This window comes from Rhodoferax sp. (assembly GCF_010365055.1).
Classification (GTDB): Bacteria; Pseudomonadota; Gammaproteobacteria; order Burkholderiales; family Burkholderiaceae_C; genus Rhodoferax.
In genome coordinates this window covers 1-22935 of the sequence record NZ_JAAFHA010000012.1, presented here as the reverse complement: position 1 = coordinate 22935, position 22935 = coordinate 1, and the positions used below count along the sequence as shown (strand labels likewise).

The window sequence follows — 22935 nt, the reverse complement described above, 5'->3', positions numbered from 1 at the left end:
ATGGGCTTGTCCATCCTCATTTGATCAAATCAAGCATGCAAAACGTCGGCCTCTGAGCGTTGTAGTCTGGATGGGGAACTACCGTGTTGCTACCGACCAAAAGCGGGCATTGATAACGAATTTGTCGCGCCCCAGACTCTAATGCCTAAGCTTTAAACTGGGCTCCAGTTACTCATAAGTCAGAAATATAGGAGACTGAAGGATGTCGAAAGAATGACTTCACCAATGCGCTGTCATTTGCGATATTTTGCAGTTGTTCATCGACGCCGTATTGCAGCTTCTCCCCGGCCTTCAAAGGCGAACGTGCTACCCCCGGTGTCGGGTAAATACCTATATTGAGTTCACCCATTATTTGTATGATAACCATCCTACTAAAAAACAAATCTGGCACTCAATGAATTGAGTCGATCAAGAAACGCGATGAAAAACTGTTGTTGAATTTAGGGCAGAACTCTTTTGATTTTTCGAGTGCCTTGCACAAACTATTAGGAGACAAAGTGGACGTTGGAATAACTCAGCCGAACCGAATGACGGCGCACTCGCTGGGGCGAACTTTGCTTGGCATATTCCGCGCCAAGGAGGTGAGCGTACTTCTTGCGCTTGTTCTGGTGAGTGTCGGCATCGCCCTGGTGACGCCCTACTTCCTGACAACGGACAATCTGATGGGCGTCTTCCGTTCGTTTTCACTGACGGCCATCATGTCCATCGGCATGGTGATGGTGATCATCACTGGCGGCATTGACCTCTCCGTAGGATCCGTGATGGGATTGTCCGGGCTCGTCACCGCCCTGGCCTTTCAGAACGGGTTTTCGACCGTGGTTAGTGTGTCGTGCGGCTTGGGCGTCGGCTTCCTTTTTGGCTTGACGAACGGTTTGCTTGTCACCGTAGGGCGACTACCCCCGTTCATCGCGACGCTGGGCACCTTGAGCATCGGCCGGGGGCTGATGTACATTGTGACCAAGGGCGTTCCGGCGACTCCCGAGACCCCCGAGATTTTCAGCATGATCGGCCAGGGATATATCGGCAGCGTGCCTGCGCCAGTGATCATCATGCTGGTGCTCGCGCTCATCTTTTCGGTGATCATGACGTTCACCACCTTTGGCCGCCATGTATATGCGACCGGCGGCAACGAGCAGGCCGCGTGGCTGAGCGGCGTCAACACCTCGCGCATCAAACTCACGGTTTACACGCTGTCGGGCACGATATCTGCGCTGGCCGGCATTGTGGCCTTCTCGCGCTATCTGTCGGCCGAGCCCGCATCCGGTTTTGGCGTGGAGCTCGACGTCATCGCCGCAGCAGCTATCGGCGGCGCGAGCCTGGCGGGCGGTGTGGGCAGCGTGATGGGCGCCATCCTCGGCGCCGCGCTCACCGGGATCATCGCCAACGGCGTAGTCCTGATGAACATCAATACCTATGCACAGCAGGCCATCACGGGTGCCGTCATCCTGATCGCCGTAAGTATCGACGTGTGGCGTAACGCCAGAAAGGAGCGGTAATTCGGCAAAACGACCCGAAACCTCACCCAAGCGAACGTAAATTCATGCTTCCAAAGCACCAATCTTTAACTTGCACACGAAAAGAGACATCATGAAACAATTACTACCACTGTTCCAGTTTGCGCTGTTGGCTATACCCCTGAGCTTGGCCGTTCAAATGAATGCCAGCGCGAAGGACCTCAAAGATATCAGGATCGCGGTCATCCCGAAGGTTGCGGTGCCATTCTTCGACGACTGCAACAATGGCGCCAAGGCCGCTGCCGATAAGCTCGGCGTGCAGTACCAATGGGTCGTGCCACAGAATACACAGGGTTCAACTCAGGTGCGCATCCTCGAAGACCTGATCTCCAAGAAGGTGGACGGCATCGCCATCTCGGTCAACGAACCGAAGTCGGTCGAGGCTGCGATCAAAAAGGCTGTCGCCAGCGGCATCAAAGTCGTGACGTTCGACTCGGATTCGTCCAAGAGCGGTCGTTCGATGTACATCGGCACCATCAATTCGGCCGCGGGCGAGACCATGGGCGAGTCAATGGCCAAGGCCATCGGTGGCGAAGGTGAAGTGGCCATTCTCACCGGACAGCTCGGCGCTGCGAACCTCAACGAGCGTATCACCGGCATCAAGAAGTCGCTGTCCAAGTACCCAAAGATCAAGGTCGTGGCGACCGAAGGCACGGAGGATGATCTGGCGAAGGCGGTTTCAACAACCGAGTCCCTCTTCCGCGGACATCCGGCGCTCAAGGGGATCTTCGGGGTGAGCCAGGTCGGCGGTCCGGCAGTGTCCAAGGTCATGGCTACCAAAGAGTTTGGCAGCAAGAAAGGGACTGTCAAAGTCTTCGCATTCGATGACCTGCCTGACACCATCAAGGGTGTGAAGGAGGGCTACATCCAGGGCATCATGGTCCAGCGCCCCGTCACAATGGGCAAGCTTGCCGTCGAGCACCTGGTCGATCAGATCACCGGCAAAGAGACAGCTCCGAAGGACGTCGACACGGGGGTGAACGTGGTCACCAACGACAACCTCGGCTCCTATACCAAGTAACATAATTTGAACCGGGCCCGTGATCGGGCCCGCCTCTTACGGAGCTGCGTGTGTTGCCTTATCTGCAAGTCAAGGATATTTCAAAGACCTTCGCTGGTGTGAAGGCATTGAATCGGGTAAGCCTGCACATTGCCCGCGGTGAGGTGCTTGCCATTGCAGGTGAGAATGGCGCCGGAAAAAGTACCCTCATGAAAATCATGACGGGTGTCTATCAGCCCGATGCGGGAGGAGAGATTTGGATCAACGGCGTCTTGGTGCCGCACTTGACTGGCACGGCCCATGCGCGGCAACTCGGCGTATGCATCATTTACCAGGAACTGTCGGTCGTCGATAACCTGACCATCGCCGAGAACATCTTCCTCAGCAAGGAAATATCGAACCGGCTGGGTTTCCTCGACAGGCGCGCGATGCAGGCCGCCACGCGAGTGCTGCTGGAATCGCTCGATATGCATCTCGATCCCGGCACGCTCGTCGGCGATCTCAGCATTGGTCAAAAACAGATGGTCGAGATCGCCAAAGCGATTTCGAATCACTCGAAGATCGTCATCATGGACGAGCCGACCGCGTCCCTCAGCCATCACGAGGCTACGGTGCTGAGGGAGACCATCCGCAAGCTCAGGTCCGAAGGCATCGGCATCATCTACATCACACATCGGCTTGAGGAGATCTTTGATCTCGCCGACCGTGTGACGGTCCTGCGCGATGGCGCCTGCGTCGACACCTTGCCGGTCGAGCAGCTTGACCGCGCGCGCTTGGTCAAGATGATGGTGGACCGCGAACAAAGTGATCTCTATGGCGACTATCAGTGCCACGCGACACAGAAGGTCGCGCTGGAGGCCAAGGGCCTGACACTCAAGCACAGGACGGCGCACACAGTAGCTGTGCGCGACTGCAGTTTCAGCGTTCACGAAGGTGAGATCCTCGGATTTTTCGGACTGGTCGGTGCCGGACGCACCGAACTCATGGAGATGGTTTTCGGCCTGCGGCCATACCACGGCTCCATCGAGCTTGGCGGCCAGCCGGTTGCTATCGACAGCCCGCGCGTGGCGATCGATTACGGACTCGGTTTCGTCACCGAGGACCGCAAGTCGGGTGGGCTGGTGCTGGGGATGAATATTCGTGAAAACTTCAGCCTGACGCACCTGGAGAGTTACTCTACGCTGCGCTTCATCAGCCGCTTGGCAGAGACCGTCGGATGCCAGAAGTTCGTCAAGCGGCTCGGCATCAAGACACCGTCGGTCGAAAAGACAGTTGGCAACCTCAGCGGCGGCAACCAGCAGAAAGTCGTCATTGCCAAATGGGTCGCACGCTCGCCGAAGGTACTCATTGTTGACGAGCCCACGCGCGGCATCGACATTGCGGCAAAAGCCGATGTACACCGGCTCCTGCAGGAGCTGGCATCACGCGGTATGGCCGTCATCGTGGTGTCGTCAGACTTACCGGAAATCCTCGCGATCAGCGATCGCGTGATCGTCTTGCGCGAGGGCGCCATCACTGCCAAGCTGTCGCGGCAGCAAGCCACCCAGCACGTGGTGATGGAAGCCGCGGCCGCTTGATTCTTTTTATTTCATTCACAAGGAGCTTTCAATGAGAACCGTCGTCGTCGTCCACACCGGGCCTGCCACCATACAGCCGATCAAGCAGCAGTTTCAGCAGATATTGCCCGACGTGCGCGTCATCAACATCATGGATGACAGCCTGCTCAACGATGTCATCGCGGCAGGCCATCTCACCGAGGCTGTGACAGGGCGCATCTTTTCCTATATGCAACTGGGGCAGCAGATGGGCGCCGTCGCGCTGCTCAATGCCTGCTCGTCGGTCGGCGAGGCGGCCAGCGCTGCCCGTGCGGCCATCTCGATCCCCATCATCAAAATCGACGATACCATGGCCGAGCGTGCTGTTGCGTCGGGGCCGAGGATCGGCGTGGTCGCGACAGTCAAGACAACGCTCGAACCGACGGTTCGCTTGATCAAGGCGAAGGCCGCGGCTGCCGGGAAATCCATCGAGGTGACCGAGGCATTGGCCGAAGGTGGCTTCCAGGCGCTACTGGATGGCAAGTCCGAGCTGCATGACGAGATCGTCAAGCGCACGATTGAGTCCCTGGCCGACAAAGTTGATGTCATCGTACTGGCACAGGTGTCGATGGCTCGGCTGATTCCTTCACTCACCGACTTGAAGGTACCCGTCCTGTCCTCGCCGCAAAGCGGCGTCGAGGCAGTGCGTGACGCCTTGGCCAGCCGGCACTGAGACAGCCACCGAATAATTTCAATCCAGACAAGCAACACACTCACCATTAACGGAAATGCAATGAAAAAAAATATCATCGTCACCGGCGGCAGCGGCATGGCTGGCAAATGGGTCGTCAAGGAGCTGCTCGACCACGGGCATCAGGTACTCAACCTGGACCGCACGGTCCTGCAAAACTCTACAGCCCGCACACTTATCACCGACCTGACCGATGCGGGTCAGGTCTTCAACGCGCTCTGCAGCACGACGGTGCGGCACGAGTTCAGCGAAACCATCAAACCGGCGCCCATCGATGCGATCATCCACTTCGCAGCGATTCCGCGGATCATGACCTATCCGGACAACGAGGTCTTTCGCACCAACGTCATGAGCACCTACAACGTGCTGGATGCGGCGTCGAAGTACGGGATCAAGAAGGTCATCATCGCCTCCAGCGAAACGACCTACGGCATTGTCTTCGCCGACAACTACCGCATGCCCGAGTACCTACCGCTAGATGAAGAATACCCTGTTGATCCGATGGACAGCTACGCAATGTCCAAGGTGATCAACGAGGCCACGGCCAAGGCATTCCATGCCCGAACCGGGTCGGATATCTACTGCCTGCGCATCGGCAATGTGATCGATCCCGTGGACTACGCGAAGTTTCCCGAGTATTTCAAGGACCCGGGCTTTCGCCGACGCATCACCTGGAGCTACATCGACGCCCGCGACCTGGCCACCGCAGCGCGCTTGGGTGTGGACAAGGACGGCCTGGGCTTCCAGGTGATGAACGTTGCGGCCGACGATGTCTCGTCCGACCTGCCGACAGCGGAGCTGCTCAAGCGTTTCTATCCGACGGTGCCGGTCAAAAAGACACTCGGCGAGTTCGAGACCCTGCTGAGCAATGAAAAAATCAAGCGCTTGCTGGACTTCAAGCAAGAGTACAACTGGCGCAGTCACGTCAAGTGACCGAGTGTCCCGTTCAGTCCCCCGATCAGCCCGCCAGGCAACCAATGTCCACTTTTTCCTCAATGGGCTGGCGTTTGCGACCTGGGGCGTGCACGTACCGACTTTCAAACGCCTGCATAGCCTGAGCGAGGTCGAAGTGGCGTTGGCGATGCTGGCGGCCGGGGTCGGCGCGCTCGTCGCCGTTCTTGGGGCCGGTGCGCTCATCGGCCGCTTCGGCGCCCGGGCCGTCTGTGCAGTTTCCGGTCTCATGACCGCCGCAGCGATCGGCGCCGTTTTGCAGCTGCCCAGCTACTGGGCAGGCGTTATGGGTCTGTTCGTTTTCGGTGTAGCAAACAGCCTGTTCGATGTCGCCATGAATGCGCATGCCGTAGAGGTCGAGGCCGCCTATGGACGGCCGATTATGTCGAGCTGTCATGGCTTTTTCAGTTTGGGTGGGCTCGCTGGCGCGGCGCTGGCGAGCTTGCTCGCGGTTGCAGGCGTCGCAGCGACCACGCATACGCTGTGGGTCGCCGTGGGTGCGGCCGCCCTGACCATTGCCGTCGTTCCCTCGATGCTGCCGGACCGCGCGCGCACCACCGAAGAAGCGGGCCACAGTTTCATGCGGCCCCACGGTGTCATCATCCTGCTCGGCGCCATGGCCGCCCTCGGCTTGGTGGCCGAGGGCGCCATGTACGACTGGAGTGTGCTCTACCTGCGCGAGAGCCTGGCGTCGCCGCAAGCCCTGGCGGCTCTGGCCTACGCGTCGTTCTCGGTGGCGATGGCGATCGGCCGCTTCGCGGGTGACCGTGCTCGTGCGCGATGGGGTGCCGAAACCCTGCTGAGTGTCGGTGGTACGCTGGCCGCAATCGCGATGCTGGCGGTCTTGCTGATCGGCCATCCTGCGGCGGCGCTCGCAGGTTTCGCGTTGGTGGGACTTGGCATCTCGAACGTCGTGCCGGTGCTCTTTTCATGCGCATCGCGGGTGCCCGGCATCTCGCCCGCGCATGGCATCTCCGGCGTCGCCGGTTTGGGCTATCTTGGCTTTCTATTAGGCCCACCCATGATCGGTGCAGTGGCGCAGGTCGCCACCTTACCGGTAGCGCTGTGCCTTGTCGCCTTGTTTGCGGCGGCCCTCGCCGTGCTTGCACGCCGCGTTTTGCCCATCATGGGCGCACTCGGAACCAGCACAGACGATCGGGCTACTCGCCCAGTTCGGGCGGCAAGGCAGGAACCAGGTCGGCACGGCTGAGGTGGCCGCCCGATTCAACGCAGGCGGGGACAAGGCTTCGCCCTGTCACACCCAACCGCCATCGACCACAAAATTCTGTGCCGTGCACATGGCGCTGTCGTCTGCCACCAGAAAAAGCGCCATCCGGGCAATGTGCTCTGCCAATACCGGCTGGTTGATGCACTGGCCACGCGCGATATCAGCGCGAGCTGTGTCATCGACCCAGAGACGCAGCTGCTTTTCGGTCATCACCCAACCCGGCACCAGTGTGTTGACCCGGATGTTGAAGGGGCCGAAATCGCGCGCGAGGCTGCGCGTCAGTCCCTGCACGGCAGATTTGGATGTTGTGTAAACGGGCATGCCCCCCTGTTTGAGCATCCAGCTAAGGGAGCCGAAATTCACGATGCTTCCGCCACCGGCCTTGCGCATGTCGGGCGCGACGTTGCGAGCAGCAAAGAACTGATGCTTCAGGTTCACGGCGATGCCTGCATCCCACGACTCTGAGGTGGTCTCCTCAATGGTGTGACGGCGATCGTTGGCAGCATTGTTCAGCAGTGCGTTAATGGGGCCAAAGTGCTGGCGCACCTTGTCGATGGCGCTCTCCAACGCAGCAATGTCTGTCAAGTCAGCATGTACAAACAGCGGGGCGTGCCGCGCTCCGGCCAGTGCGCTTGCCAGCGTCGATCCTGCCGCGGTGTCGATGTCGATGAAGCCGACCTTCGCGCCTTGGGCGGTGAATTGCTCGACAAGGCAGGCACCAATGCTGGTGGCGCCTCCTGTGATGAGCACCGTCCGGTCAGCCAGGCTGGGGTATTGGGCAAAAACTGTCATGGGGTATTCCTTTACTGTCGAAGGCCATCTATCGAAACGCCGGGAGTGCGGTTGGACGGCCCTGTAGATTTAGTCTAGTACGGTGACCGGCTAAATTTTAAGTGAATTCAGTCAAATATTCAAAGACAACAGCACGGACACGCAATGCATTTGTATGATGAATGTTTCACTTTTTATGCGGAGCCTCTGCAGATCCATCGCAGACTGTCCTTACCTCTCAGATGAAGTGACGGACTGCTCGACCTCGCTGCCCGACTCCACCCGGCGCATGGCCCAGGCCATTGCGGCCAAAGGTGGCAGGTTTCTTGATGCCGCCACGGCTGGGAATTTTGGCTACAGGCCCCAGTACTTGCCGCATTTGCGGAGCAGCTTCAACGAAGCCAACTGAGCCCGGATGGCAAGCGCCTACCGGCGTCCTATTTGAACGGGCGAAAGGCGAAGGCCCGCGATACCGGTGGCGCGTCATTCATGGCCTTCGAGTGTGCTGGCGCCGCCATGTCGGTGCCACGACGCTCAATGTCAGACACCTGCTGCGTGCCCATGCGCTGGTCATACCGCCGACGCTTGCGCGCATCCGACAGAACGCCATAGGCGAAGTTGATCTGCACCTGCCGCTCACTGGCGGCCTCGCTGCCACAGTTTTTGTCGGGATGGTTGCTTTGGGCCAGGCAGCGGTACGCCGCCCGGATGACCTGGGCGCTGGCGTGTGGACTGACTTCGAGTATCTCGTACAGTGTGGCTTCAGGTTTCATCGGTAGTCCTGAGCTATGCAGGCGTCAACTTGCCCCATCGTCACACCTGTTGGCTGGCGGCATTTGCGCCTTATCAAAGACGCAGTGGCTGGTGCTTGATTTTCCTCTTCGCCAGCAAAAGTCCAGGTGAATCCCGGGCAATGTTGGCAGCGTCAATTCAGGCGCCTGCATCGTTCGGCTTGACCCTGAACCCATCGACTGTTAATCTGCAGTCGCTGTCAGAGAAAAAATCCCGCCACCAGGGCGGGATTTCAGGGTAAAGGCGCCGAGGCGCCACCATTTACTGCGTGCCTTCGCTGACGGATTCCTGCGTCATCGTCGTGACACCCGATTAAAGCTTGGGTAGAGTTCCGTCGTCATCCCGGCCCATCATTCGAACACTCTGGTGCTCACCGGTACGGTGCGCGCGCATGAGTTCGGCTGTGACTTGCTTGCGCGTGACGCTCGATGGTTCTGGGCTGGACGCTTGAATCTCCCCGTCGTCATCCCGGCCCATCATTCGAACACTCTGGTGCTCACCGGTACGGTGCGCGCGCATGAGTTCGGCTGTGACTTGCTCGCGGGTGACGCTTGATCCAATTTGCTGGTTCGAAAAATTCCCAAACCCGATGTTGTCATCGGTGCGGGAGTATTCGGCCAGGGCTGGGGTACCGGCGATCAGGCCAGAGGCGAGGATCAGGGCAATGGTGGCAAATCTGTTTTTCATGATGATTCCTTTCAAAGCTTGTTAAACAATTCCGGGCAGGTCGGTCGTCATCGTGTACCGTCTTGTCCAGCTTCTATCGCGACATTGCGATATGGGTGAACTATAAAAAGTTGACACCGACCAGGAGATGACTGGCAAATTACAAAGTGGTAAGTAATTCGTATCAGGCGACACGTGGCAGGGAGATGCTGAACGTCGTAACACCGTCTGCGGAACCTGCAGCAATTGTTCCCGCGTGGGCCAGCACGATTGACTTGGTGATGGCCAAGCCCAGCCCGGTGCCTTCGCTTGAACGTTGTCGCGATGGATCAACCCGGAAGAAACGGTCAAAGACGCGATCCAAATACTCCGCTGGAATGGTGTCGCCGGTATTTTTCATCGCAATCGAGATGGCGTCCGCGCTCGACCTGATATTGACCTGGATGGTCGTATTCACGGTCGAATGGCGCACAGCGTTAGAGAGCAGGTTGCCCAGTGCCCGGCGCAACATCAGCCGGTCTGCGCTTACCGCGCCGTCGCCTTCAAGCCTGAGCTGCAGCTGCTTTTCTTCAGCCACCGCATCGTAGTAGTCAAACAATGTCTGAACCTCTGCTGCCAGATGGACGACCTGTCGGCTCGGCACCACCAGACCGTTTTCGGCTTTGGCGAGCAACAGCATGTCTGCGATCATGCGGGCCATGCGCTCGAATTCTTCAGCATTCGACTCCAGAATGCCGCGGTACTCATCAGCGCCGCGCGCGCGCGACAGGGCGACCTGCGTTTGCGTCATCAAATTGCTCACCGGCGTGCGCAACTCATGCGCGATGTCGGACGAAAATTCTGACAGGCGCCGAAACGCTTCTTCAAGCCGGGCCAGCATGTCATTCAAGGATTGCGCCAGTTCGGCCAGCTCTAGCGGCACCGACTCTACCGGCAGGCGATGGCTCAATTGCTGCGCCGTGACCACAAGCGTCTGCTCACGCATGGCACGCAGCGGCGCCAGGCCGCGCCGTGCCGCGACCCACCCGAGCACACCGGTCAGCACGGCGGCGCCTGCTACAAATACCCATAGCGTTTGCAGAAAGGAGCGCATGAATGCCTGGTGGTGGGCGATGTCCAGGGCGACCGCGACCACCACCTTGGAATGCGCGCTGATGCCGGAGGGCAGCTCGGCAGCGATGCCGCGGTAGCTTTGGCCACCCAATTCCCAGGTCATGGGGCGATACGGACTATTGGCAGCCTGGGTTGCCATCAGGTCAAACGGGAAATGCGGCTTGGGCGTGGTGAACATCAGTTCGTGATCAGTGCCGTAAATGATCAATTCAAGTCCATGGTGTCCGACCAGGGAATCGCTGATCACGCGTGAAATTCGCGCCAGATCGTCCTGCGACTTGTAGGTCTGCAAGGCATACCGGGCCAGTTCCATCTTGCCAGTCAAAACCTCCATGTCCTGCTGCTCAAAGTGCTGCTCCACCGAGGAAGCGACGACGAAGCCCAGTGCCAGCAACACGACCGATGAGGCTGTGACAAACAGCAGCGTCAAACGGCGCGTGATCGACGTCTTTCCGCTCAAGCGCAATTGGGGTTCTCCAGCACATAACCCATGCCGCGCACGGTACGAATGAGCTTGGGTTCAAACTCGTCATCCACCTTGGCGCGCAAGCGACGCATGGCGACCTCGATCACGTTGGTGTCGCTGTCAAAATTCATATCCCATACGTGGGAGGCGATCAAGGAACGCGGCAAAACCTCGCCCTGGCGGCGCAGCAGCAACTCCAACAAGGCAAATTCTTTGGCCGTGAGATCGACGCGTTTTCCAGCGCGCGTGACACGGCGGCGCATGAGGTCAATTTCCAGGTCGGCGGCGCGCAAAAATTCGGCGGTAGACGCCTTGCTGCCGCGGCGCAATAAGGTGCGCACACGCGCCAGCAACTCTGAAAAAGCAAATGGCTTGACCAGATAGTCGTCGGCGCCAAGCTCCAAACCCTTGACGCGGTCATCGACGTGGTCGCGCGCGCTCAAGAACAAAACAGGGGTGTCCTTGCCGGCTTTGCGGATGCCCGCCAAAATCGCCCAGCCGTCTAAGCCAGGCAACATCACGTCGAGAATGGCCAGGTCGTAGTCTTCTGTGAGCGCGTGATGCAGGCCGTCGGTGCCGTTGCGTATCAGATCGACAACGAAACCCGACTCGACCAAGCCCTGTTTGAGATAGTCACCGGTTTTTGGTTCGTCTTCGACGATGAGAATTTTCATGACGACATTTTGCGCTGCCTGCGCGTCAGCACACGCCAGATAACAGGAATGTAATCTGGCTGTCAGCTCGCTGATGGGAACAGATTTGCACACTGTCATGAGCAACACACGCTAGACAAGACCCCCTTCATCTGTGTTGACGCCATGTTGCGCGTGCTACCGAACAGACATCTGCAGGACGCCAACTTAGATTGAACGCTCCATGTTTTACAGGAAAGACTAATGAAAAACTTGTTTACTTCGGCAGTTGGTGCACTGGCCCTGTTCACCACCGGTGTCACGTTGGCGCAGAACGGCACCATGATGAATGGCAGCATGTGGGGCACTGGGTGGATGGGCGGCTACGGCGGCATCGGAATGCCGGTCTTGCTGCTTGTCGTTGTCGTGCTTGTGGTATGGATCATCAAGCGGGGCGGAAAGTGACGCCATTGCATCGAATTTCCCTCGCCGTTCGCGGTGTTAATCAAGCTAACCAGGAGTCTGTCATGACCCATTTTCGATTTATTCCACTGGCCGCTGTCCTCACCACCGCCGCCTTGCTGGCGGCCTGCAACACAGCGCCGACGACCCCCCTGGGCACCGCATCTGCCAGCGGCATGGCGACCCCCGACCACATGGCCAAGATGGACGCGCAGATGAAGACCATGCAGGCCATGCACGACAAAATGGTCAGCGCCAAGACGCCGCAAGAGCGCAGCAAGCTGATGGCCGAGCACATGAAAGCAATGCAGGACGGCATGGCAATGATGGGTGATATGTCCAGCGCTGGCATGGGCGACATGAAGGCCATGCCGAACATGCCGGGCATGACTGGCGACATGGGTGCGCACCACAAGATGATGGCCAAGCGCATGGAGATGATGCAGATGATGATGCAAATGATGATGGATCGGGAGTCTGCTGCCATGCCAATGGCCAAGTAGCTTGACGGGGCAGCTTGATGTGGCGTAGACGTCCATCAATCACCCGAAGCAGTCGCCACTGGATGAAAAGGGTGATACGCACTTTACCCTCTGCACATTGCCAGCTACGTCGTTCTTGGCTTCGGCTTTTATCTGCTGGCCAGCGCATGGAAGGCTCTTTACGATGCGCAGACGGTCTGAATGACAACCGCGGCGCTGAGTCATTGCTTAAAGTCTGAGAAGAAACATGAACCATCCCGATCGCCCTACCGATTCGCCCCAACATCGGCTTGCAGAATCGGGACCAGGCGCTGGTGTTACGCCGCCACTGAAAGACCCGGTTTGCGGCATGACGGTGAGCGCGCAGTCACCGCACCAGCTTGCGCACGATGGGCGTACGTTCTACTTCTGCAGCGCCAAGTGCCAGAGCAAATTCGCCGCAGATCCGAAGCCTTACCTGCCGCCAGTTCCATCCGTGGCCGCATCGCCATCGCCGGAGTCGTTGGAACCGAAGTCACATTCACCGGCCGACGCTACGGTCTACACCTGCCCGATGCATCCAGAGGTGCGCCAGGACCATCCCGGCAACTGCCCCAAGTGCGGCATGACGCTGGAGCCGGAGCTGCCCAGTCTTGAGGATGACGAGAACCCGGAGTTGCGCAACTTTCAGCACCGCTTCTGGTGGACCTTGCCGCTGACGGCTGTCGTCTTCGTGCTCGCCATGTTCGGCCATGTCCATCCACTGCAGACGATGGCCGTGCAGAGTTGGGTGGAACTGGTGCTGGCAACGCCCATCGTGCTCTGGGCTGGCTGGCCGTTCTTCACCCGCGGCTGGCAGTCGGTGATAAATCGCAGCCCCAATATGTGGACCTTGATTGGTCTGGGCACCGGCGCCGCTTTCGTCTACAGCGTGGTGGCGACTGTCGCGCCGCGGGTGTTTCCGGCCTCGTTCATCTCCATGGGTCGCGTGGCGGTGTATTTTGAGGCGGCGGCTGTGATCATCTCGCTCACCCTGCTGGGTCAGGTGCTGGAGCTCAAAGCCCGCTCGCAAACCGGCGCTGCCATCAAGTCCTTGCTCGGCCTGGCGCCCAAGACTGCCCGGCGCATCCGGCCTGATGGGAGCGAGGAGGATGTGCCACTGAGCCATGTCCATATCGATGACCAGTTGCGTATCCGGCCGGGAGAAAAAGTGCCAGTCGATGGCGTGGTGGTCGAGGGCAGCAGTTCGGTCGATGAGTCCATGCTCACGGGTGAACCCATGCCGGTGAGCAAGCGCGTGGGGGATAAAGTGATAGGCGCCACGCTCAACACCAGCGGCGCCCTGGTCATGCGTTCTGAAAAAGTGGGCTCATCCACGGTGCTCGCGCAGATCGTGCAAATGGTTGCGCAGGCACAGCGATCAAGGGCCCCTATGCAGCGCATGGCCGATCTGGTGGCGGGTTACTTTGTCATGACCGTCGTGGCCATTGCCGCGCTGACTTTTTTTGGCTGGGGATTTTTCGGGCCCGAGCCAAGCTGGGTATTCGGCCTGATCAACGCGGTGGCGGTGCTGATCATTGCCTGCCCGTGTGCCCTGGGCCTGGCCACGCCGATGTCCATCATGGTCGCCACTGGTCGCGGCGCCACCCAGGGTGTGTTGTTTCGCGATGCGGCGGCGATCGAGAACCTGCGCAAGATCGACACGCTCATCATTGACAAGACCGGCACCCTGACCGAGGGCCGCCCGACGTTTGAGCGCGCCGTCCCCGCGACCGGGTTTGAGGCTGACGACGTGCTGCGCCTGGCCGCCAGCCTGGACCAGGGCAGCGAACACCCGCTCGCCGAGACCATCGTGCGCGCCGCCCGGGAGCGCGGCATGGCGCTGGATAAGCCGGAGAACTTCGAATCGGGCTCAGGTATTGGTGTGCGCGGACAGGTCGGCGGACGCGAACTCGCGCTGGGCAATACCACGCTGATGCAGCAGCTGAAGGTCTCTGTCACGGCCTTGGTGTCTGAGGCCGAGGGCCTGCGGGCCGCAGGCGCCAGCGTGATGCACCTGGCAGTCGACGGCCAATTGGCAGGGCTGCTGGCCGTGTCGGATCCAGTCAAGGCCAGCACGCCCGAAGCGCTGGCCACGCTCAAGGCGGCGGGCCTTCGCATCATCATGGCCACGGGAGATGGTTTGACGACGGCCAAGGCTGTGGGGGCTCGCCTGGGAATCGACGAGGTGTATGGGGAGGTCAAGCCTGCGGACAAGCTGATGCTGGTGGAAAAATTGCAAAAAGAAGGCCGAATCGTTGCCATGGCAGGCGACGGCATCAACGACGCCCCCGCGCTGGCCAAGGCAGATGTCGGCATCGCCATGGGAACCGGCACGGACGTGGCCATGAACAGCGCGCAGTTGACCCTGGTCAAGGGCGACTTGCGCGGCATTGCGATTGCGCGTTCGTTGTCGCAGGACACGGTGGTCAACATGAAGCAAAACCTGATGTTCGCGTTCCTCTACAACGCACTGGGTATTCCAATTGCGGCCGGCGTTCTGTATCCGCTGACCGGCTGGCTTTTGTCGCCGCTGATCGCCGCTCTGGCCATGAGCTTCAGCTCGGTGTCCGTGATTGGCAACGCGTTGCGCCTGCTTCGCAGTCGGCTGACCGTTGGCGCAGAGCCGGTCAATCCGAACATGACAAAAATGTAATTTTCAGGTCAGCTTCTTGTCGAAGCCCGGTGGGCAAAATAGGGGCATTCCATTTACCCAAGGATCACTCAATGTCCACCCGACTCCACCTTGCATCGATCATTGCATTGGTCACTGGCACTTTAGCTACGCCGGGCATTGCCCAAACCGAGCACAACATGCATGGCAGTCCGGCAGCCACTTCTGCCCCGAAGGCAGCGGCTACCGCCATGGGTGAGGGCAACGTGAAAAAAATTGATACAGCCAAGGGAACCGTCACTCTGACGCACGGTGCGCTGCCCAACGGCATGCCGCCCATGACCATGGCCTATAAGGTCAAGGACGCTGCCTGGCTCGACACCTTGAAAGTTGGGCAGAAGATTCTTTTTGCCACCGACCCCGCAGACGGCATGACCGTGTCGCACTTTGAGCCAGCCAAGTAAGACCTTGCGTTAAGCAGACGCGTTCACATGAAAACATCTCCCTGGGCGTTTGTATTTTCTGCCTGGCTGCTCGCCGCCGCAGCCACGCTGGGCGCCTTGTTCATGAGCGAAATCATGGGTTTTGCACCCTGCGAGCTGTGCTGGTACCAGCGCATCTTCATGTTCCCGCTGGTTTTCATTCTCGCAGTCGGACTCTTTCCCTTCGACCCGAAAGTGGTGCGCTACGCCCTGCCTTTGGCCGTGGGCGGCTTGCTGGTGGCGGGCTTTCAGCTGCTGCTGACCGCAGGGTTCATCCCCGAGACGTTGACGCCGTGCCGGCAAGGCATTCCCTGCTCCACCGTGCAGGTCGAGTGGCTGGGCTTTGTCACCATTCCGCTGCTTTCCTTTCTCGCATTCCTGATGATTAACATTTTGCTGATCACCGCTTACCTCAAGACATCCAAATGAAACAAAAAAGCATCTTTATCGTCGCTGCAGTCTTGCTCGTCGTCGCCTTTGTCACTGGCGCCTATTTTTACAAGAAGCAACAGACCGAGCAGGCCGCACAGCTGGCAGCGAAAAATCAGGTCGCACTGGTACGCCCAGACGCGCCCAGCTTCGGCGACGCCAATGCCCCGGTGCATATCGTCGAGTTCTTTGACCCGGCCTGCGGCACCTGCCGCGACTTCTACCCAATGGTCAAGGCGCTGATGGCGGAGCACCCCGGCAAGATTCGCCTGACCTTGCGCTATGCCCCTTTTCATCAGGGCTCAGAAGCCGTGGTCAAGGCCCTGGAAGCCTCGCGCAAGCAAGGCAAGTTTGAGCCGGCGCTGGAGGCGCTGTTTGCCTCGCAAAATGTCTGGGTTCAAAACCACGTCGCACAAGCCGAGTTGATCGGGCCCGTTCTGGCGCCCCTGGGGCTGGACATGGCCAGGCTGCAAACCGACGCCAACGCCCCTGAAGTGGCCGCCATGATTGCGCGCGATCTGCTTGATGCCAAAACCATGAACGTCACCATGACGCCTGAATACTTCGTCAACGGCAAGCCGCTGCCCAGCTTCGGCTTTGACCAGTTGCGAAGCCTGGTCGGTGACGCGCTGCTAACCACCAACCCGAAGTAGGCCACGCCATGTCATACCCGCTACAGACCGGCGTGCTCGCCGCGCTGCTGGCTCTGGGCGCGCCCATCGCGGCCCAAACCAGCGAAGAAATGCCTGGGGCCAGCGTCGAAGGCCTGCTTTCCGTAGCCAAGGCGAACAACCCTGATTACGCCAGCATGCGTTTTGAGGCGCAGGCCGCGGCTGAACGTGTCGAGCCTGCGGGCGCCTTGATGGACCCCAAATTTCGCATCGAGTGGATGGACATCACCAAAATGGGGGAGCAAAGCCCAACGCTGTGGCCCAGTGATGTCGGCAGCACCAAATACACCCTGATGCAGGACCTTCCGTGGTTTGGCAAACGCGAGCTCAAGCGCGACATCGCGCAATTTGAAGCCCAGAGCAGCGAAGGAAAGGCGCTGGGTGCGTGGTCTGAATTGGCAGCGCGAATCAAGACAGCGCAGGCCCAGCGCTATTACCTCCATGGCAACGAAAAATTGACGCAGGAGATTCTCGATTTGATGGCGCAACTTGAGCAGGTGGCGCAAAGCCGCTATGCCGGCGGGTTGGCGGCCCAGCAAGACGTAATCCGGTCTCAGGTCGAGCAGACCAATATGCGCAATGAGTTGGTGATGATCGAAAGTGAACGCCTGCAAGTTGATGCGCGGCTCAATGCGCTTCTGGCGCGGCCTGCTCAAGCACCACTGGCGCGCCCGAACGGTCTGCGCATGACACCCGCTGCCGCCCTGCTCGACACCGCCAAGCTGGAACAGCGCGTGCGCAGCCGCAATCCGCAGCTGTTCAGCGAAGAGGCGCGCATCCAGGCAGCCGAGAAAAGCCGGGACTTGAGCTACAAAAACCGCTACCCCGATTTCACGCTAGCGATTTCCCCGACGCAAGTCGACAGTCGCATCAAGGAGTGGAGTCTGATGCTCGAAGTCAATATTCCGCTGCAGCAAAATTCCCGGCGCGCGATGGAGCGAGAAGCAGAGGCCATGGTATCGGCGGCCCATGCGCGCAAAGAGGCTGCCGCCAACCAGGTGCTGGCTGAACTCGCGCAAAACCTCGCCGGCATGGAGGCTGCGCGACGCACCGGGGCGCTGGCCACCAGCAGCCTGCTGCCGCAGGCGGACCTGAGCTTCAGTTCCGCCCTAGCCAGCTATGAGAACGGCAAGCTTGACTTTGCCGCCCTGCTCGACGCCCAGCGTCAGATTCGTCAAGCCAGACAGAGCCAGCTTAAAGCGCAGTTTGAAGCGCAAATGCGTTTGGCGGAAATTGAAAAATTATTAGGAGAAGACTTATGAGAACCAGGTTCCAAATGGCCGGTTGGTTGATCGCAGCGACCGTGTTGACCACGGGCTGCGACCGAGGACAAAGCCCCGTCGAGAATGCGGTCCAGGTCCAGGTTCAGGGCAGCATGCCGATGCCGGATGGCGACAGCGCCCAAAGAAAGCTACTTCATTACCGCAATCCGATGGGCGGCTCTGACACCTCCGCCACGCCGAAAAAAGATTCAATGGGGATGGACTACATCCCGGTCTATTCGGATGAAAAGCAATGAACAAGAGCACTGGAATGTTCGCGGGTGTGGTCGCTGTTGCCGTGCTGGCCGCAGGTGGCGGCTACTGGATGGGCCACAAAGGCTCTGTAGTGCAGCCGCAGGCCGACACCGAAGCGACGGCGGGCGCCGCCAAGAAAGTCCTTTACTACCGCAACCCCATGGGCTTGCCTGACACATCGCCCACGCCAAAAAAAGACCCGATGGGAATGGACTACATCGCGGTCTATGCGGGCGGGGCAGACGAGGAGGAGGCGCCTGCCAACCAGGTCAGGATCAGCACCGAGAAAGTGCAAAAATTGGGCGTTCGCGTGGAAGCTGCCCAGTTGCGAACCCTTGACAAATCGGTGCGCGCAGCTGGCCGTGTCGAGCCCGATGAGCGCCGCCTGTACACCATCGCGCCCAAGTTCGAGGGCTATGTCGAGCGCCTGCACGCCAATGTCACCGGCCAGCCGGTCGCCAAGGGTCAGCCTTTGTTCGAGGTCTATAGCCCGGAGCTGGTCTCTGCCCAGCGCGAATACGCTGTTGCGATGCAAGGGGTGGCCGCGCTCAAAGACGCCAGCAGCCAGGCCCAGTCCGGGATGCAACAGCTGGCCAAGTCCAGCCTGGCGCGCCTGAAGAACTGGGACATCTCGGAGCAGCAGATCAAGTCCTTGACTCAGTCCGGCACGACGCAGCGCACACTCACGTTCCGATCCCCCGTGGCGGGTATCGTGATGGAGAAAAAGGCGGTGCAAGGCATGCGCTTCATGCCCGGTGAAATGCTCTATCAAGTTGCGGACCTGTCCCATATATGGGTCGTTGCGGACGTGTTTGAACAAGACCTTGGCCTGGTCAAGACCGGCGCCCAGGCGCAAGTCCAGATCAACGCCTACCCTGGCAAAGTGTTTACGGGCAAGGTGACTTATGTTTACCCGACGCTCAAGGCCGAGACGCGAACCGTGCCGGTGCGCGTCGAGTTGGCCAACCCCGGTTTGCTGCTCAAGCCGGGCATGTTTGCCCAGATGGAAATGCAGGTCGCGGCCAAAGGCCAAGTCGTAACGGTGCCGGTGTCAGCGGTGATTGACAGCGGCACACGACAGATTGTCTTGATCGAAAAAGGGGCTGGCCGCTTCGAGCCGCGTGAAGTCAAACTCGGTGCGCGCAGTGACAACTATGTTGAGATTCTCGATGGCGTGAAAGATGGCGAGCCTGTGGTCGTTGCAGCCAACTTCCTGATTGATGCCGAGAGCAATTTAAAGGCAGCGGTGGGCGGCTTTGCCAGCGCCGCGCCTGCAGAACCCGCCAGCGCGGCAGCAACAAGCACGCCCGAGGCGCCTGCACCGAAGGCGGCAAGCCATCAGGCGGTGGGCACCGTCGACAGCGTCGACGCCAAGGCAGGCACTGTCAGTCTGAGCCATGGCCCCATTGCCAGCCTCAAATGGCCAGCCATGACGATGGAGTTCAAAGCCGCCAATGCGTCGCTGCTGAGCGAGCTTCAACCGGGCGCCAAAGTGACGGTCGAGTTTGTGGAGCGCCAGCCCGGTGAATGGGTGATCACCAGCGTCAAGAAGTAACCATGCTGTCCAAAATTATTGACTGGTCAGGCCGCAACCGTTTTCTGGTGCTGCTGGCCACGCTTTTCGTTGTCGTCGCCGGCGTGTTTGCCGTGCTGCGCACACCGATTGACGCGCTACCGGATCTGTCGGATGTGCAGGTCATCGTCTACACCGAGTACCCCGGCCAGGCGCCACAGGTGGTGGAGGACCAGGTCACCTACCCGTTGACCACGTCCATGCTGTCGGTGCCAAAATCCAAAGTGGTGCGCGGCTTCTCGTTCTTTGGCGCGTCCTTTGTTTACATCATTTTTGAGGACGGCACTGACATCTACTGGGCGCGCTCGCGCGTGCTGGAGTACCTCAACTTTGCCTCGGGGCGCATGCCCAAAGGAATTTCGCCGCAAATCGGCCCGGACGCCACGGGCGTGGGCTGGGTCTACCAGTACGCCCTGCTGGCCAAGGACAAGACCCTGGCCGAGCTGCGCAGCATTCAGGACTGGTATGTGCGCTACCAGCTGACCAAGGCACACGGCGTCGCTGAAGTGGCGTCAGTCGGCGGCTTTGTGCAAACCTACCAGGTGACCGTAGACCCGGTCAAGCTGCGCGCCTACAACATTCCGCTGATGAAGGTGGCGCAAGTGATTCGCGACTCCAACCGCGACGTCGGCGGGCGCGCGGTGGAGATGGCCGAGACCGAATACATGGTGCGCGGCAAAGGCTACTTGCGGGGCAAGGGCGACATCGAGATGCTGGTCGTCAAAAGCGACATGGGCACGCCGGTGCTCATTCGCGATATCGCCCGGGTCGAACTGACACCGGACGAGCGCCGCGGCATCACCGAACTCAATGGCGAAGGTGAAGTGGTCTCGGGCATCGCCATGGCCCGCTATGGCGAAAACGCGCTGGAAGTGATCTCTAATTTAAAAGCCAAGATCGCAGAAATTGGCCCGGGCTTGCCCGAGGGCGTGACGGTGCAGACGGTGTATGACCGCTCCGAGCTCATCAACCGCGCCATCGACACCTTGAAGAGAACGCTGATCGAGGAATCGCTCATCGTGGCGCTGGTGTGCGTCGTCTTCCTGATGCATGTGCGCAGCGCTTTGGTGGCAATTTTGATGTTGCCCGTGGGTATCTTGATGGCGTTCATTGCCATGCGGCTGCTGGGCATGAGTTCTAACCTGATGAGTCTGGGCGGCATTGCGATTGCGATTGGCGCCATGATCGATGCCGCGATTGTGATGATCGAGAACGCGCACAAGCACCTGGAGCGCCTGCCCGAAAAGCACAGTACCAGCCAGCGCTTTGAAGCCATGCTGGAGGCCTGCAAAGAGGTCGGACCGGCGCTGTTTTTCTCGCTGCTGATCATCACGGTGTCATTTTTGCCCGTATTCGCGCTCGAAGGTCAAGAGGGGCGGCTGTTCTCGCCACTGGCCTACACCAAGACCTTCTCGATGGCCAGCGCTGCATTGCTATCGATTACCCTGGTGCCGGTGCTGATGCTGCTGTTCATTCGCGGCAAGATCATGCCCGAATCCAAAAACCCGGTGAACCGCTTTCTGATCTGGGTCTATCGGCCCATCATCTCCGGCGTGATGCGCTGGAAAAAGCTAACGATTTTTCTGGCGTTGCTGGCCCTTGCTGTCTCCTACTACCCGGCTTCAAAGCTAGGCTCCGAGTTCATGCCAACGCTCAACGAAGGCTCGCTGCTCTACATGCCCGCGTCGCTGCCCGGCATGTCGATCACCAAGGCCGCCGAGCTGCTGCAAACGCAAAACAAAATCATCAAGAGCTTCCCCGAAGTGTCATCTGTTTGGGGCAAGGCCGGGCGCGCCAACACCGCGACTGACCCGGCCCCGACCGAGATGTTTGAGACCGTCATCAACCTCAAGCCCGAATCCGAATGGCGTGCGGGCTTGACTATTGACAAGCTGATTGCCGAGATGGACAAGGCGCTGCAATTCCCAGGTGTGGCCAATTCCTGGACCATGCCGATCAAGGCGCGCATCGACATGCTCTCCACCGGCATTCGCACGCCGATCGGCATCAAGGTGTTTGGCAACGACCTCGATGAAATGGAGAAGCTGGCCAAGCAGATTGAGGCCGTGGTGAAAGCCGTGCCTGGCACCACCAGCGCCTTTGCCGAACGCATTACCGGCGGTTTCTATCTCAACATCGAACCCGACCGCGAGCAGCTGGCGCGCTACGGGCTGGCGGTGGGCGACCTGCTCGATGTGGTCGGCACCGCACTCGGCGGCGAAATGGTGACCACCACCGTGGAGGGCCGCGAGCGCTTTGGCGTGACCGTGCGCTACCCGCGTGAAATGCGCGGCGACCCGCAGCAGATTGCAAACCAGGTGCTGGTGCCCACCATGGGGGGTGCGATGATTCCGCTGGGCCAGGTGGCCAAGGTGATCGTTGCCAAGGGCGCGCCCGGCATTCGCACCGAGAACGCGCTGCTGTCGGCCTATATTTACGTCGATATCCGTGACCGCGACATTGGCCGCTATGTGGCCGACGCGAAGAAGGCCGTGGCAGAGCAGGTGACGTTCCCGAGCGGCTATTACGTCACCTGGAGCGGCCAGTTTGAGTACATGGAACGCGCCATCGAGAAAATGAAGGTGGTCATCCCGGTCACGCTGCTGTCCATCTTTTTGCTCTTGTACCTGAACTTCCGGCGCATCACCGAGACGCTGATCGTGATGCTCTCAGTGCCATTCGCCCTGGTCGGCGGCATCTGGCTGATGTGGCTGCTCAATTACAACCTATCGGTAGCGGTGGCGGTCGGCTTTATTGCGCTGGCCGGCGTGGCGGCCGAGACCGGCGTCATCATGCTGATCTATCTGGATCATGCCTGGCAGGACATCAAGGATGAGTGCCGCCTGGCCAATCGTCCGCCTACGGTTGCCGACCTGTACGCAGCGGTGATGGAAGGCGCGGTCGAGCGCGTGCGGCCCAAGATGATGACGGTGGTGGCCATCATGGCCGGGCTGTTGCCGATCATGTGGGGGACAGGAACCGGCTCCGAGGTGATGAGCCGCATCGCCGCACCGATGGTCGGCGGCATGATCTCCAGCACGGTGCTGACGCTGGCCGTCATTCCGGCGATCTATGCGCTGGTCAAGCAGTGGCGGCTGAAGCGGGGGATGGAGGTTTGACACCCTTTCGCCGCCTTTGTCGATGAAAATATTGACAAAATTAGGCTGTAGCCCACTACAGGGACTTCCCACCAAATCAAGAGGTATTGGATTTATTTTTTGATAGGCGGTATTCATTGCATTGATGTAAACGAAAGCGGCGGCAAACG

21 protein-coding genes and 2 pseudogenes are annotated in these 22935 nt (G+C 59.5%); 17 read left to right on the top strand and 6 right to left on the bottom strand.

Annotation, left to right across the window (positions count from 1 at the left end; translation table 11 throughout):
• Positions 1–172: 172 nt before the first annotated feature.
• Positions 173–313 (bottom strand): annotated as a pseudogene (locus GZ093_RS04940) (IS630 family transposase); the annotation flags it as partial.
• 214 nt (positions 314–527) lie between these two features.
• Here GZ093_RS04940 and GZ093_RS04935 point away from each other — a divergent pair.
• The 6 genes from GZ093_RS04935 to GZ093_RS04910 all read left to right on the top strand — a co-directional run bounded on the left by GZ093_RS04935 (position 528) and on the right by GZ093_RS04910 (position 6961).
• Positions 528–1496, top strand: coding sequence for an ABC transporter permease (locus tag GZ093_RS04935; RefSeq protein ID WP_296482903.1), 969 nt, complete (start codon positions 528–530; stop codon positions 1494–1496).
• Between the two features lie 91 nt (positions 1497–1587).
• A complete protein-coding gene (locus GZ093_RS04930; protein WP_296482900.1) occupies positions 1588–2535 on the top strand; it encodes a sugar-binding protein in 948 nt (315 codons plus the stop codon).
• Between the two features lie 50 nt (positions 2536–2585).
• Entirely contained in the window at positions 2586–4091 is a 1506-nt protein-coding gene (locus GZ093_RS04925; RefSeq protein WP_296482898.1) for a sugar ABC transporter ATP-binding protein, read from the top strand.
• Between the two features lie 31 nt (positions 4092–4122).
• Positions 4123–4782, top strand: coding sequence for an aspartate/glutamate racemase family protein (locus GZ093_RS04920; protein ID WP_296482896.1), 660 nt, complete (start codon positions 4123–4125; stop codon positions 4780–4782).
• A 60-nt stretch (positions 4783–4842) separates the two neighbouring features.
• A complete protein-coding gene (locus GZ093_RS04915; RefSeq protein WP_296482894.1) occupies positions 4843–5733 on the top strand; it encodes an NAD(P)-dependent oxidoreductase in 891 nt (296 codons plus the stop codon).
• Positions 5669–6961: an MFS transporter gene (locus GZ093_RS04910; protein ID WP_296482892.1), complete on the top strand. Its 1293-nt coding sequence runs from the start codon at positions 5669–5671 to the stop codon at positions 6959–6961. Before GZ093_RS04915 ends, GZ093_RS04910 begins: the two co-directional genes overlap by 65 nt.
• A 45-nt stretch (positions 6962–7006) precedes the next feature.
• On the opposite strand, the gene GZ093_RS04905 is transcribed toward GZ093_RS04910, so the two are convergent.
• The 5 genes from GZ093_RS04905 to GZ093_RS04885 all read right to left on the bottom strand — a co-directional run bounded on the left by GZ093_RS04905 (position 7007) and on the right by GZ093_RS04885 (position 11461).
• Positions 7007–7771 carry an SDR family oxidoreductase gene (locus tag GZ093_RS04905; RefSeq protein WP_296482891.1) on the bottom strand — a complete coding sequence of 255 codons (765 nt, stop codon included), beginning with the start codon at positions 7769–7771 and terminating at the stop codon, positions 7007–7009.
• Between the two features lie 416 nt (positions 7772–8187).
• Positions 8188–8523, bottom strand: a complete 336-nt coding sequence (locus GZ093_RS04900; RefSeq protein WP_296482888.1) for a J domain-containing protein — start codon at positions 8521–8523, stop codon at positions 8188–8190.
• A gap of 331 nt (positions 8524–8854) precedes the next feature.
• A complete protein-coding gene (locus GZ093_RS04895; protein ID WP_296482885.1) occupies positions 8855–9229 on the bottom strand; it encodes a DUF4148 domain-containing protein in 375 nt (124 codons plus the stop codon).
• Positions 9230–9392: 163 nt separating this feature from the next.
• Positions 9393–10781: a heavy metal sensor histidine kinase gene (locus GZ093_RS04890; protein ID WP_296482883.1), complete on the bottom strand. Its 1389-nt coding sequence runs from the start codon at positions 10779–10781 to the stop codon at positions 9393–9395.
• The gene (locus tag GZ093_RS04885; RefSeq protein WP_296482882.1) at positions 10778–11461 is read right to left on the bottom strand and encodes a heavy metal response regulator transcription factor; all 684 of its coding nucleotides are present in this window, start codon (positions 11459–11461) and stop codon (positions 10778–10780) included. The genes GZ093_RS04890 and GZ093_RS04885 overlap by 4 nt, the downstream gene beginning before the upstream one ends.
• A 222-nt stretch (positions 11462–11683) precedes the next feature.
• On the opposite strand from GZ093_RS04885, the gene GZ093_RS04880 reads away from it, so the two are divergent.
• From GZ093_RS04880 to GZ093_RS04830, 11 genes and pseudogenes are all read left to right on the top strand, one after another.
• On the top strand, positions 11684–11884 hold the full coding sequence (locus GZ093_RS04880) for a hypothetical protein (protein WP_296482879.1): 201 nt from the start codon (positions 11684–11686) through the stop codon (positions 11882–11884).
• A gap of 62 nt (positions 11885–11946) precedes the next feature.
• On the top strand, positions 11947–12384 hold the full coding sequence (locus tag GZ093_RS04875; protein WP_296482875.1) for a hypothetical protein: 438 nt from the start codon (positions 11947–11949) through the stop codon (positions 12382–12384).
• Positions 12385–12436: 52 nt separating this feature from the next.
• Positions 12437–12555 (top strand): annotated as a pseudogene (locus GZ093_RS04870) (isoprenylcysteine carboxylmethyltransferase family protein); the annotation flags it as partial.
• A gap of 55 nt (positions 12556–12610) precedes the next feature.
• Positions 12611–15037, top strand: a complete 2427-nt coding sequence (locus tag GZ093_RS04865) for a heavy metal translocating P-type ATPase (protein WP_296482873.1) — start codon at positions 12611–12613, stop codon at positions 15035–15037.
• Between the two features lie 71 nt (positions 15038–15108).
• A complete protein-coding gene (locus tag GZ093_RS04860) occupies positions 15109–15459 on the top strand; it encodes a copper-binding protein (RefSeq protein ID WP_296482870.1) in 351 nt (116 codons plus the stop codon).
• Positions 15460–15486: 27 nt separating this feature from the next.
• The gene (locus tag GZ093_RS04855; RefSeq protein WP_296482869.1) at positions 15487–15906 is read left to right on the top strand and encodes a disulfide bond formation protein B; all 420 of its coding nucleotides are present in this window, start codon (positions 15487–15489) and stop codon (positions 15904–15906) included.
• On the top strand, positions 15903–16559 hold the full coding sequence (locus GZ093_RS04850) for a thioredoxin domain-containing protein (protein ID WP_296482868.1): 657 nt from the start codon (positions 15903–15905) through the stop codon (positions 16557–16559). Before GZ093_RS04855 ends, GZ093_RS04850 begins: the two co-directional genes overlap by 4 nt.
• Positions 16560–16567: 8 nt before the next feature.
• Positions 16568–17839, top strand: coding sequence for a TolC family protein (locus tag GZ093_RS04845; protein ID WP_296482867.1), 1272 nt, complete (start codon positions 16568–16570; stop codon positions 17837–17839).
• Positions 17836–18096, top strand: coding sequence for a hypothetical protein (locus GZ093_RS04840; RefSeq protein ID WP_296482865.1), 261 nt, complete (start codon positions 17836–17838; stop codon positions 18094–18096). The genes GZ093_RS04845 and GZ093_RS04840 overlap by 4 nt, the downstream gene beginning before the upstream one ends.
• Entirely contained in the window at positions 18093–19649 is a 1557-nt protein-coding gene (locus tag GZ093_RS04835) for an efflux RND transporter periplasmic adaptor subunit (RefSeq protein WP_296482863.1), read from the top strand. Before GZ093_RS04840 ends, GZ093_RS04835 begins: the two co-directional genes overlap by 4 nt.
• A 2-nt stretch (positions 19650–19651) precedes the next feature.
• Positions 19652–22786, top strand: a complete 3135-nt coding sequence (locus tag GZ093_RS04830) for an efflux RND transporter permease subunit (protein WP_296482861.1) — start codon at positions 19652–19654, stop codon at positions 22784–22786.
• The last annotated feature ends 149 nt before the right edge of the window (positions 22787–22935 follow it).

Excerpts from the sequence above, each read along its gene's own strand:
- GZ093_RS04935 (WP_296482903.1), top strand. The coding sequence starts at position 528 with ATGACGGCGCACTCGCTGGGGCGAACTTTGCTTGGCATATTCCGCGCC.
- GZ093_RS04900 (WP_296482888.1), bottom strand. The coding sequence starts at position 8,523 with ATGAAACCTGAAGCCACACTGTACGAGATACTCGAAGTCAGTCCACAC.
- GZ093_RS04865 (WP_296482873.1), top strand. The coding sequence starts at position 12,611 with ATGAACCATCCCGATCGCCCTACCGATTCGCCCCAACATCGGCTTGCA.
- GZ093_RS04875 (WP_296482875.1), top strand. The coding sequence starts at position 11,947 with ATGACCCATTTTCGATTTATTCCACTGGCCGCTGTCCTCACCACCGCC.
- GZ093_RS04840 (WP_296482865.1), top strand. The coding sequence starts at position 17,836 with ATGAGAACCAGGTTCCAAATGGCCGGTTGGTTGATCGCAGCGACCGTG.
- GZ093_RS04855 (WP_296482869.1), top strand. The coding sequence starts at position 15,487 with ATGAAAACATCTCCCTGGGCGTTTGTATTTTCTGCCTGGCTGCTCGCC.
- GZ093_RS04895 (WP_296482885.1), bottom strand. The coding sequence starts at position 9,229 with ATGAAAAACAGATTTGCCACCATTGCCCTGATCCTCGCCTCTGGCCTG.
- GZ093_RS04910 (WP_296482892.1), top strand. The coding sequence starts at position 5,669 with ATGAAAAAATCAAGCGCTTGCTGGACTTCAAGCAAGAGTACAACTGGC.
- GZ093_RS04930 (WP_296482900.1), top strand. The coding sequence starts at position 1,588 with ATGAAACAATTACTACCACTGTTCCAGTTTGCGCTGTTGGCTATACCC.
- GZ093_RS04845 (WP_296482867.1), top strand. The coding sequence starts at position 16,568 with ATGTCATACCCGCTACAGACCGGCGTGCTCGCCGCGCTGCTGGCTCTG.
- GZ093_RS04860 (WP_296482870.1), top strand. The coding sequence starts at position 15,109 with ATGTCCACCCGACTCCACCTTGCATCGATCATTGCATTGGTCACTGGC.
- GZ093_RS04835 (WP_296482863.1), top strand. The coding sequence starts at position 18,093 with ATGAACAAGAGCACTGGAATGTTCGCGGGTGTGGTCGCTGTTGCCGTG.
- GZ093_RS04920 (WP_296482896.1), top strand. The coding sequence starts at position 4,123 with ATGAGAACCGTCGTCGTCGTCCACACCGGGCCTGCCACCATACAGCCG.
- GZ093_RS04905 (WP_296482891.1), bottom strand. The coding sequence starts at position 7,771 with ATGACAGTTTTTGCCCAATACCCCAGCCTGGCTGACCGGACGGTGCTC.
- GZ093_RS04850 (WP_296482868.1), top strand. The coding sequence starts at position 15,903 with ATGAAACAAAAAAGCATCTTTATCGTCGCTGCAGTCTTGCTCGTCGTC.
- GZ093_RS04830 (WP_296482861.1), top strand. The coding sequence starts at position 19,652 with ATGCTGTCCAAAATTATTGACTGGTCAGGCCGCAACCGTTTTCTGGTG.
- GZ093_RS04885 (WP_296482882.1), bottom strand. The coding sequence starts at position 11,461 with ATGAAAATTCTCATCGTCGAAGACGAACCAAAAACCGGTGACTATCTC.
- GZ093_RS04880 (WP_296482879.1), top strand. The coding sequence starts at position 11,684 with ATGAAAAACTTGTTTACTTCGGCAGTTGGTGCACTGGCCCTGTTCACC.
- GZ093_RS04915 (WP_296482894.1), top strand. The coding sequence starts at position 4,843 with ATGAAAAAAAATATCATCGTCACCGGCGGCAGCGGCATGGCTGGCAAA.